Origin of the sequence: Caviibacter abscessus, assembly GCF_001517835.1 — a bacterium.
GTDB classification, from domain to species: Bacteria; Fusobacteriota; Fusobacteriia; order Fusobacteriales; family Leptotrichiaceae; genus Caviibacter; species Caviibacter abscessus.
Window position 1 is genome coordinate 112,919 of sequence record NZ_LOQG01000001.1, and the last position, 12,874, is coordinate 125,792.

A 12,874-nucleotide genomic window follows, 5' to 3' on the forward strand; every position below is an offset into this window, starting at 1 on the left:
AATTACTACGCTAATTTTTTTAAAAAAGCAAAAATTAAGGAGGATATAATGAAAGGAACTATATGTGTAGATGGAGTTGTGGGAGTTGGTAAAAGTTCATTAGGAAAACTTTTAGCAGAAAGATATAACATAACAATATATAATGAACCAGTTTTAGATAATCCCATATTGGATAAATTCTATTATGACAAAAAGAGATGGAGTTTTCCTTTACAAATATTTTTCTTAAATAAAAGATTTAAAATGATCAAAAATGCTTCTAAATTAGATGGTTGTGTCATGGATAGATCTATATATGGTGATGTAATTTTTAGTAAAATGTTAGTTCATGATGGGCATATGAAACCAGAAGAATTTGAGCTATATGAAGAACTTTTATATAACATGTTAGAGCATGTTGAAAGACCAAGACTTATGATATATCTTGAAACAAGTGTTGAAAATGCAATAAAGAAAATAAAAAAAAGAGGTAGGGAATATGAGCAAATAGTACCATATGAATACTGGGAACATTTAGATAAAAACTACCGTGAATATTTTGAAAGTTACAATTTATCAGATATTATTAAAATTAATGTCGATGAAATTGATTTTGTAAATAATGAAAAAGATAGAGAATATATATTTAAGTTAATTGATGAAAAATTAGGAATTAAATATGAATAAAATTTGTAGATTAAAACCAAGCGATAATATTAATAGAGAATTTGGATTAAGAGATATTCAAATAACGGAGATAAGAATAGTACCGTCTGTTTTAAAAGAGCTTGAAATTAAAATTGATATTCATTCATTTGATGCAATAAATGATATAGATAAATTAAAAAAGATAATTGATGCCAGATTGAGTATTTACTCAAGCAAATATAAGCTTAGTTTTATTTTAACGCCTAAATTTGAATATAGTAATGCTCAAATGTCAAAAATTATCTCTTTTATTATAAATTTTTTAATTATTACAAAAAAATCTCTTTCTATTTTATTTAGTGATTATGTTACAAACGTAGATAATAACAATATAACCATTTATTTACTTCAAGATTTATTAGTAAATCAAGCGTACAAAAATAACATAAATCATGATATTTCTAAAGAAATAAAAAAAATATTTAATTTAGAAAGTAATATAGAATTTAAATGTAAAACTAATGATATTTCAATAGAAAAAAAAGAAGAAATTGAATATGTAAAAGTATATGAAAACACTGAAAATATAATCTTAGAAAATAAAGATGACCTTGTTATTGGACAGACCGTTGAAATACAAGGTCAAATTTTTGATATGGACATAAAAAGAATTACTACAAAAAATGGAGAGATAAAGCAAATTGTTAAATTATACATAACAAATTATGAAACTTCATATATTTGCAAAAAGTTATATAATGAAAAAGATAATATTGATTATATAGTCTCTGATTATGTAAATGTTAAAGGGACATACAAAAGAGATGATAGGTACACAAAAGAATTTTATATTGATTCAAAAAAGATAACTAAAACTGAAGGAAAAATATTCAAATTAATAGATGATTCAAATTTAAAAAGAGTAGAACTTAGCATGAAAACTAATATGAGTGAATTAAGTTCTAATATTAATTCAAAAAAACTAAATTCTATTATGAAAAATTTAGGATATAAGGCGTATGCAGTAAATGATTTAGGTGTAGTACATAGTTTTCCTTTTTTATATGACAAAAAAGATGACAGCGTCAAGGCAATACTTGGTATGGAAGCATATGTTGTAGATGATAATGCTAAACTGATTGTAAATCCTTCTGATGAATTACTTGATAGAGAAACATATGTTGTATTTGACATTGAAACAACTGGATTAAATCCTTATTCAGATAAAATAATTGAAATAGGGGCAGTTAAAATTCAAGAAAATAAAATCATTGAAAAATTTTCAAAATTCATTAATCCTGAAATTCCAATACCAAAAACAATTACTGAATTAACTAGTATAACTGATGATGATGTAAAAGATCAGGATACAATTGATATAGTACTTCCACAATTTCTTGAATTTATTGGGAAATCAACTTTAGTAGCTCACAATGCAAAATTTGATATAGGGTTTGTAACGGAAAAAGCAAAACAACTAAACATAAATACAAATTTTTCATATATAGATACGATTGAGTGGGCTAAATTAACATTACCTGATCAAAAAAGATTTAGCTTAGATGCTTTATGTAAAAAATTTAATTTAGTAAATGAACATCACCACAGAGCCGTAAACGATGCTGAAGTTACTGCACAATTGTTTAGAAAATTACTTAATTTGGTAATGAATATGAACGTAAACACTTTATCCGATGTTAATGAAAAATTACAACTAGATGTTAAAATAGCACCAACAATTAAAACAACAATACTTGTAAAAAATCAAGAAGGACTTAAAGATTTATATGAACTTGTAAGTAAATCATTAGTTGAGTATTTTGGTAAAGGTAAGCCTAGAATACCTAAAAGTTTACTTGAAAAAAAGAAAAAAAATCTTTTAATATCAGCAGCTCCCACACTAGGATTTAATGATAGTGGTGAATTAGTTTCGATGTATATAAGAGGTATAGATAAAGAAGAAATAGAAGAAAGTGCAAAATTTTACGATTATATACAAATTATGCCAGCTAATTGCTATGAAACTGAAATTAAGCAACAAGAGATTACAGATGAAAATTATGTGATTGAAATGAATAAATATTTTTATGAGTTAGGTAAGAAATTAAATCAAAAAGTAGTTGCTGTAGGTAATGTAATGTACATGTACGAATATGAAAGAATTGTAAAAAGCGTACTACAACTTGCAAATAAAGAATTTAAAGCGTTTAGGTTTCCTACAAACAACTATTTTAGAACAACAAAAATGATGCTTGATGATTTTTCATATTTTGATGAAGAAATACGTGAAGAAATTGTAATAAAAAATACTAATGATATTGCAGATATGATAGATAGAGTAAGACCTATACCTGAAGGATTTTATCCACCCATAATAGAAGGTGCTAATGAAAAAGTAGAAAAAATGACTTATGATAAAGCATATGAATTATATGGTAAAAACATGCCTGAAATCATTAAAGAAAGAATAAATAAAGAACTTAATTCAATAATAGGTAATGGTTTTGCTGTTTTGTATCTTATAGCTCAAAAATTAGTAAAAAAATCTATTGAAAATGGTTATCTTGTTGGATCCAGAGGTTCTGTAGGATCTTCTATAGTTGCATATTTAATGGGGATAACAGAAGTTAATGGATTATCACCTCATTATAGATGTCCTAATAAAGACTGTAAAAACATTGAAATTTTTGATTTAGCTAAATCTGGAGTAGATTTGCCTGTAAAAAATTGTCCTAAGTGTAATACTTTATACATAAGAGATGGTCATGCAATACCATTTGAAGTATTTATGGGATTTAACGGAGAAAAAGTTCCTGACATTGACCTTAACTTTTCTGGAGAATTTCAAGCTGAAATACATAAATATACTGAGGAATTATTCGGAGCAGATAATGTATTTAGAGCTGGTACAATTTCAACTCTTGCAGAAAACAATGCCATTGGATATGTAAAAAAATATTTTGAAGAAATTACTAAAAATATAATAAAGGATAAAACAATTGAAAGATTTAATGTTTATGATAAAAATTTAGATGAGCAAAATATTTATAGAGAACAATTATTAGAAAATGAATTAAAAAGACAGCAAGCTGAAATACTTAGAGTTGCACGTATGTTGGAAGGTGCAAGAAAAACAACCGGACAACATCCTGGAGGAATGGTTGTAATACCATCAAATAAATCAATATTTGATTTTACACCATATCAAAAACCTGCAAATGATTTAAATTCAGATTCAACAACTACACATTTTGATTATCACGTTATGGACGAACAACTTGTAAAACTTGATATACTTGGACATGACGACCCAACAACATTAAGAAATCTACAAGATTTAACTAATCTTGATATATATACCATACCACTTACAGATGAAAAAGTACTAAGTATCTTTTCATCAACAGATGCTTTGGGAGTTACAAGTGAACAAATTGGAACTGAACTAGGTACAAATGGTATACCTGAATTCGGGACTAACTTTGTTAAAGAAATGTTAAAGGACACAAGACCTAAAACGTTTACAGAATTAGTTAGAATATCAGGATTATCGCACGGAACAGATGTTTGGTTAAACAATGCAAAAGATTATGTTAATAGTGGAATAGCAACATTAAATGACATTATTTCTGTAAGAGATGACATAATGAACTATTTAATACTCCAAGGAATGGAAAAATCAGTAGCATTTAAAATAATGGAATTTGTAAGAAAAGGGCTTCCTTCTAAGAAAAAAGATGAATGGCAAAAATATAAAGAAATGATGAAAAGTTCTGGAATAAAAGATTGGTATATTGAATCTTGTGAAAAAATAAAATATATGTTTCCTAAAGGACACGCTGTTGCCTATGTTATGATGGCAATGAGAATTGCATATTTTAAGGTTTATTATCCACTTGAATTTTATACTGCATATCTTAATAGAAAAGTTTCAGATTTTACATTAAGCAAGATGAATAAATCTGTTGATGAACTTAAAATTAGACTTAACGAATTAAATTCAATTTCTAATAAAACTGTAAATGATAAAGCTGAAATAAATATGATAGAAATATTGATTGAAATGGATTATAGAAATGTAAAATTAGCTCCAGTTGATTTATATAAGTCAGAAGCAACTACATTTATTATTGATGACAATAAGATAAGAATCCCGTTTGTAGGAGTTGATAAACTTGGTGATGTAGTAGCACGTAAAATTGTTGAAGAAAGAAATATAAAAGATTTTTCATCAATAGAAGATTTACTTAACAGAACAAAGATAAATAAATCTGTATATCAAACACTAAAAAATAATGATTGTATTAATGGATTAAATGAAACAGACCAAGGTACTTTATTTTAAAAGAGAGGTAAAAAATGAACATAACATTTAAATATTTTGATATATCAAATCCGATTCAAAAAAGTACAGAAGAAAATATATTATATTTAAAAAATAATAGTGATTTTAATGATTTTTTTGAAAATGTTACATTAACGGATAAAATAATATTAAAAGAAGAAAAAGAAGTAATGTTCTTTTTTACTTGCCTTGATGATAATCAAAAAAAATTTTTTGGTATAAATAAATACTTTGATTGCATTGATTTAGCATATAATTATTATCGTTTAATAGCCGATTTATATGAAAACAATATAAGTTTAGCAGATATAAAATATGAAAAGTGGCAAAAATCACATTTAGAAAACGTATATAATATTCATAATAAAATGATTGATAAAGTACATGAAGGTATATTTGTTCCCCGTTATTTAAAATATCATAAATATGAAATTAATAATTTATATCTAAAAAAATATAAAAAAATTATATTTATAAATAAAATGTATACTTCAATGAAAGAAAAAGAAATATTAAGTAAAATTAATATACCTATTGAATACCATATTTACTCAAATAAAGATGATTTTTCTGAAAAAAAACTTATGCTAACGTCATTTACTTTAAAATATGATAATAATAAAAATATAAAAGCATATAATTTTACAAATGAAAAAACTATGTTATTAGCGTTTACACAATATTTAAGTGAAAATACAGAAAAAGAAATTGTAATTAATGATATCTGTGATGATAAATCAATTTACAGAGAAATAAATAGAAATTTATTCGATTATGGAACACTTGAAACATTTGAAATAACGAAAAGCTATAAAATACTTAACCATCTTGAAAAAATTTTAAGAACTACAAATAATAAAAATAGCTTATTAGTTAATATTTATAATTCAATTTTAGATAATGATTTTGTAAAATTTTTTAATATAAATCTAAAACAAATTGATATCATAAAAAATATGGTAAACATGTCAAAAAAATATATTGAAAATGAATACATACAAAATATTTTAGAAAGTACCTATAATTTAGAGAATTTATATTCAAAACTGGCGAAAACATATATAGATGAAGCTGATATATTTTTAGAAGCTGTAACAGAAATATTGTCAACAGATGAATTTTTTCCTAATATTATTAATGAGAATGCTGATAAAATTAAATTGTTATTAAAATATTTAGATGCAAAAAAAATAAAACAAAAACTTAAAAGTTCAGTATTTAAAATATCTAAAAATATAAGTGATGCCTATGTAAATGAATTAATACTATTAAATATTCATAGTTTTGCAAGCAAAAAGCAGACGAATTATATTTTAAATAATAATCAAAGAAAAGAACTAGGTTTATTAGTTGAAAATGATTTAAAATATGTTACTTATTATGATTATATTAGGCAAATTTATTTAGCTGATAATGTAAAATTATATTATATTTTAAATCAAGAAGAAGAAATAGATGCATCATCAATATTTCAAAACTTGTTCTATATATTTAATATTGTACCAATCTCTAAAAATTATGGTGCTAAATATATGGTAACGGGTTCAAAATTTGTATATAATCCAAATATAATTGATAAAAGTCCAAACTTTTTAACATATACAGATGTACTCCCAAAAAAAGAAGATGATCTGTATAATTTATCTTTAAACGGATATTCTTTTTATAATTTTTATGAATTTCCTATAGTATATATGTTAAACATATTAACTAAAAAATTTAGTAATATTGACTATAAAGATGTCAGTATTGATGCAAGATTTATAGGGAATATAATACACAAATTATTTGAAACATGTATAAATAATAAATTTTACACATATGAAGAAATTAAAATTGAAAAAAATAAGCTTTTATTAAGTCATAAAGAGTATATAAAACGTGAATATTATGAAATATATGATTTTTTAATTTTTGATTCAATAATTGATGAAGTATATTATTTTATGAATTATTATAAAGACTATAATATCGAATCTGAAAAGAAAATTGAATTAGAGTATAAAGGAATAAAAATAAAATATATAATGGATGCTTTTCTTGAAAAAGATAATAATAAAATAATATTAGATTTTAAAACAGGCTCTTCCAATGAAGAACAAGAATATCAACTTAGCGGTTATAAAATTTTTACAGAGAATCAGTTAAATATATCAATTGATAAACTTATTCTATTTTATTTATTTGATACAAAAAAAATAACTGAAGTAAAATCTAAATTTGATTTAATCGAATTTGATAATGCAATATTAAATTTTAAAAATTTAAAATATTATGAAGTTGCAAAAAAAATTAAAGATTATAATTTAAAAAATGTAATAAGAGGTGATGATTATGAAAGCTAAAATAATTAGTGCCAGTGCTGGAACTGGAAAAACATACACCATGGCTCTTGAATTTATTAAATCACTAAATAATGGCATTTCTTATGATCAAATATTAGTTATTACATTTACTAAAAAAGCTACATTTGAAATCAAGGAAAGAGTATTAAAATTTTTAAAACAAATTGCATTTAAAGAAGAAGGATATGAAGAATTAGTTAAAAATTTAAAAATTGATGTAGATTATTCACATTTAAAAAATGTTTATGAAATCATGATACAAAATTCTGAAAATATTAGAATATCTACTATGGATAGTTTTATTAATAAAATATTTAAAAATGTTATAGCCCCATATAAAAACTTATATAAATATGAAGTTGTCGATACTAATTCAAATGAATATTTGTTGAATTTATTATCAAATATAATGAAAGACAAAAGATCATTAAAAATTTTTAAAGACTTTTACGATATTAATCCTAAAGTTAAAAAGATTGAAAACTATACTAATGATATAAAATCAATACTAGAATTAAAACCATTTTTATATGACTTAGTAAATATTGAACTTACAGTTAGTGAAATTAAAGAATATAATTTCAAATATATTAAAGAATTATTAGATGATTTTTTATATAGATTTAAAGAATCTTATGATTTATACTCAAAAGTTGATGTACTCTTTGAATGTAAAAATGAAAAACAATTATTTGCAAATATTTCCAAAAATGTTCTGGAAAGTAAAATTATTAAAAAAAATGAAGCCGCAAACGACTACTTTAAAGATAATATACTTCCAATTTTATGTAATTTTTATTATAAACAAGTTATTATCAAATATAACAATATTTATAGAAAGTTTGCAAAAATTTGTTATGAATTTGATGAAAAGAATAAATTTAGTTCCAAAAGTTTTACTTTCAATGATATAACTTTTTTTACAAAAAAATATTTGTATGATAAAGAATTAAATTTAATTAATAATAAAGTTGCAACACCTATGTTTTTAAATATATTAGGTGGAAGCATTGAAACAATGATGATAGATGAATTTCAAGATACAAGTTATATTCAATTTTATTTATTTCTTCCAATAATAAAAACTTGTAAAAATTTATTAATTGTTGGTGATGAAAAACAAAGTATTTATGGATTTAGAGGTGGGGATAAAAGATTATTCATAAATCTTGATACAATATTAAAAAATAATATTTCCGATATCGAAATTAAAAAATTAAATTTAAATACTTGTTATAGAAGTAAAGAAAATATTATTAAATTTGTTAATGATGTTTTTTGTAATCTAAATGATTTTGAATATACCAATGTCAACTTTATTAAACCTAATGGATATGTAAATGCTTCAATCTTGGATAAAACAACTGAACTAGAACCATTTGTTTGTGATATTATTGAGAAAAATAATCATTACAATAATACTGCAATATTATTTAGAAATAATAAAGATATTGATAATTTTTCAAAAGAATTAGAAATTAGAAATATAAAATATCAATCAATTGCATCAAACTCGATCGAAAAAATAAAATCTGTAATGGCAATATATAAACTGGTACATTATCTGTATTCGGGAAATATATATTCACTTTTGGAGTTTCTAAGAAGTGATTTAATTGGATTTAATTTGAAAAAAATTAGAGATTTTCTGGAAGACAATAATTTTACAGATATTGTAATAGATAATATAAATAAATTAAAAAGTAATCATAAAAATTTTAAAAAACGATATATTAAATATTTTGGATATGGTATAAATCCAAGTAATGAAGATATATTAAATATTAATAAATTTTTAGATATTATTGATAGTAAAAATAGTTTAAAAGAATTTTTAGACTATTATGATGAAAATTCAAAGAATATAAAAAAAGAAAATGCCATAGAAGATGAAGGCATTAAATTATTAACAATTCATAAATCTAAAGGACTTGAATTTGATAATGTTTATACTTTTGTAAAACTTAAAACAAATACATATAGAGACTTTACTTTAGTAAAAGAATATGATGAAAATTTTAATTTGATTGAAGCAATTTTTATTAAGAAAAAAGATGTTATTATTAATCTTAATCATGGAAAGTATTATTTGAACTTATATAATAAAATTTCTTATGATGATGAAATAAACAACATGTATGTTGCTCTTACACGTGCAAAATCAAATATGTGTGTATTTGTATTAGACGATAGTTTAAATATAACAACAAATAAAAATTATGGCGAATTGGAGAATTTTGACATTATTGAATCTAATGATGAAGAATACCATTTTACAAATAGTAATTTTTATTTAGATACACAATACATTGAATATGATAAAAAACAAAATCATAGCATAGTTATTGAACAAAAAAGGAAAATTGGTTTAGCTGTTCATTATTTTTTTCAATACTTATTAAATGAAAAATATGAAAAATATGCTTATTCAATGTTATTAAAAAAATATGGAAATTTAATTGGAGAAAAGTTATTAAATATCATTAAAGAAAAATGTATTAAATATGTAAAACAAAATCAAGACATTTTTAATGAAAAATATGAAGTTCATACTGAATTTGAGATATTTAATGAAAATAATGAAAAATATATAATTGATAGAATAAATATAGATCACAAAAATAAAAATATATATATTTATGATTATAAAACTATAAAAGAGCCAGATAATATTGAAAAATATAAAAAACAAATTGAAAATTATAAAAATATAATTGAAAGTCAATATAAAGGATACAATGTAAATACAAAATTATTATCTATTAATATATTTTAATGCTAAAAGAATTTAAAATTACTTATTTTATGTATTTTAACTTCTTTTTTTATACATTTTAAATTTTTATTATTGTATATCACAAATTATGAGGTAAACTATAATATAATAAGACGCAGGAGGTATGTATGGAAGTTTTAGCAATGATATTAGCTGGTGGAAGAGGCTCAAGGCTTGATATTCTTTCACAAAATAGAGTAAAACCTAGTGTTCCTTTTGGAGGAAAATTTAGAATTATTGATTTTACTCTTAGTAATTGTTCCAATTCAGGCATATATAATGTCGCATTATTAACTCAATATTTACCACTTTCATTAAATGAACATATCGGTGCAGGAAAACCTTGGGATTTAGATAGAAGAGATTCCAGCGTAACTCTACTTCAACCATTTGAAAATAGTAGCGGTCAATCATCATGGTATAAGGGAACAGCTGATGCAATTAGACAAAATATGAGATTTATAAAAAATAAAAAGCCCAAATATGTTTTGATTTTATCAGGTGATCACATATATAAAATGAACTATTCTTGGATGTTAAATGAGCATAAGAAAAATAATGCATCTGTTACAGTTGCAGTAAAGACTGTAAATATGGAAGAAAGTTCTAGATTCGGTATATTTGAAATAGATGAAAACAACAAGATAATTTCATTTGAAGAAAAGCCTGAAAATCCAAAAAGTAATTTAGCCTCAATGGGAGTATATCTTTTTAATACAGACGCTTTAATTAAATATATTGAAAATGCAACTCAAAGTGATTTAGATTTTGGTAAACATATAATTCCTGAGATGCTTAATAAAAATGAAAAAGTATTCATAAATAAATTCGATGGTTATTGGATGGACGTAGGAACTTATGACTCATATCATGAAGCCAATCTTGATTTAATAAAAAAATCTGAAGAAATTGGAATTAATCTATATGATGAAGGCTGGAAGATATATACACAATCAAAAAATTCAGCTCCAGTAAGAATTGGGATAACTGGTCGTATCATCAATTCGCTTGTATGTGATGGGTGTAAGATTGAAGGAATGGTAGAAAATTCTGTTATAGGTCCAAATGTTACTGTTAGAGTAGGAACAACAATAAAAAATAGTATTATATTTGAAAACACATATATTGCAGAAAATTCTCATATTGATACTGCCATAATAGATAAAAATGTTATAATTGGTAAATTTGCATTAGTGGGTCACGGAAATAATTATTTACCTAATAAAGAAAAATCTGATTTATTATATAACGGTATAAGTGTAATTGGTAAAGGCTCATTAGTAGAAGATAACAGTATTATCGGACGTAATGTAAGAATTTTTTCAAATATGAGAATATTTAATGGCTCAAATATTGAAAGTGGAGAAACTATTAAATAGGAGGTACAATCATGAACATTGTTTACTTAGCATCTGAAGCTCAGCCCTTTATAAAAACAGGTGGACTTGGTGATGTTATTTACGCATTACCTAAAAAAATGTCACTATTAGGACATAATATTACTGTCATATTACCTAAATACGATATCATAAAATTTGAGAATATAAATAAACTGGAATACATTGACTCAATTGATATGCAAGGTGAAATTTATAATTTATTAAGATATGATAATGAAAATATAACTTATTTGTTCATTGAAAATAGAACTTTATATGAAAGAGGACATATATACGGTGACTTAGACGAAGATGTACAATATGCTAACTTTTGTGAAATAGTTTTAAGATTTATAAAAAAATTAAATTTAAAAATAGATATTATACATTGCAATGATTGGCAAACAGGACCAATTGCGTATTTTATAAAAAATAGATACAAACATGAAAGTCTCTTTTCTAATATAAAAATTGTATACACTATACATAATTTAAAATATCAAGGAAAATTCAATAATTATTCATTTGAAAAACTAGGTTATGAATATGACTCATATAATATTAATTTTATGGAAATTGGTATGAGTCATGCTGATATTGTAAATACAGTAAGTCCAACTTATGCGAATGAAATTAAATACCCTTATTTTTCAGAAGGTCTTGAATGGCTAACAAATAGTATAGATATTTATGGAATTTTAAATGGTATTGATTATGATTTATACAATCCTAAATCAACTGTTGGAATTATTCCTATTAATGATAATATAATTGAATATAAATTGGAAAATAGAAAAAAATTATTAAGATTTTTTGATTTAGTTGATAATAATGAAATGATTATATCTGTGGTAAGTAGACTTGTTGAAGGTAAGGGTCTTGATTTAATTATATCAAGAATAGAGGAAATAATAAAAACCATAAATGTAAAATTTATAATACTTGGAACTGGTTCAAGATACTATGAAGAATTTTTCAATCATCTTGCCATAAAATATCCAGAAAAATTTAAAATATATATAGGTTGCAATGAAAAATTAGCTAATTTAATATATGCCGGTTCAGATTTATTTTTAATGCCGTCAAGATATGAACCGTGCGGCTTGTCTCAAATGATAGCAATGAGATTTGGAACTATACCACTTGTTAGAGAAACAGGTGGACTAAAAGATACAGTTACTGCATATAATCGTATAACAAAAGAAGGTAACGGATTTAGTTTTACAAATTTTAATGCGGATGATATGGCATATGTCATTAAATATGCAAATCAAGTTTTTGAAGAAGATAAAATAACTTGGTTAAATTTAATAAAGAAAAATATGAAATTAGATTTATCGTGGGAAAAATCAGCAAAAGAATATGAAAAATTATATTTAAAAGCTATAAACATGTAAATAAA

The 12,874-nt window shown here is 23.4% G+C and carries 6 protein-coding genes; all 6 read left to right on the plus strand.

What is annotated here, in order from left to right:
* Positions 1-48 precede the first annotated feature (48 nt).
* A complete protein-coding gene (locus tag AWT63_RS00630; protein WP_068267636.1) occupies positions 49-666 on the plus strand; it encodes a deoxynucleoside kinase in 618 nt (205 codons plus the stop codon).
* A complete protein-coding gene (locus AWT63_RS00635) occupies positions 659-4,972 on the plus strand; it encodes a PolC-type DNA polymerase III (protein WP_068267638.1) in 4,314 nt (1,437 codons plus the stop codon). Before AWT63_RS00630 ends, AWT63_RS00635 begins: the two co-directional genes overlap by 8 nt.
* A 14-nt stretch (positions 4,973-4,986) precedes the next feature.
* Complete coding sequence (locus AWT63_RS00640) at positions 4,987-7,317, plus strand: PD-(D/E)XK nuclease family protein (RefSeq protein WP_068267642.1); 2,331 nt, start codon at positions 4,987-4,989, stop codon at positions 7,315-7,317.
* Positions 7,307-10,093 (plus strand): UvrD-helicase domain-containing protein, encoded by a 2,787-nt coding sequence (locus AWT63_RS00645; protein WP_068267643.1) that lies wholly within the window; start codon positions 7,307-7,309, stop codon positions 10,091-10,093. Before AWT63_RS00640 ends, AWT63_RS00645 begins: the two co-directional genes overlap by 11 nt.
* 128 nt (positions 10,094-10,221) lie before the next feature.
* Positions 10,222-11,472 (plus strand): glucose-1-phosphate adenylyltransferase, encoded by a 1,251-nt coding sequence (locus AWT63_RS00650; protein ID WP_068267644.1) that lies wholly within the window; start codon positions 10,222-10,224, stop codon positions 11,470-11,472.
* 11 nt (positions 11,473-11,483) lie between these two features.
* Complete coding sequence (locus AWT63_RS00655; protein WP_068267646.1) at positions 11,484-12,869, plus strand: glycogen synthase; 1,386 nt, start codon at positions 11,484-11,486, stop codon at positions 12,867-12,869.
* Positions 12,870-12,874: the final 5 nt, after the last annotated feature.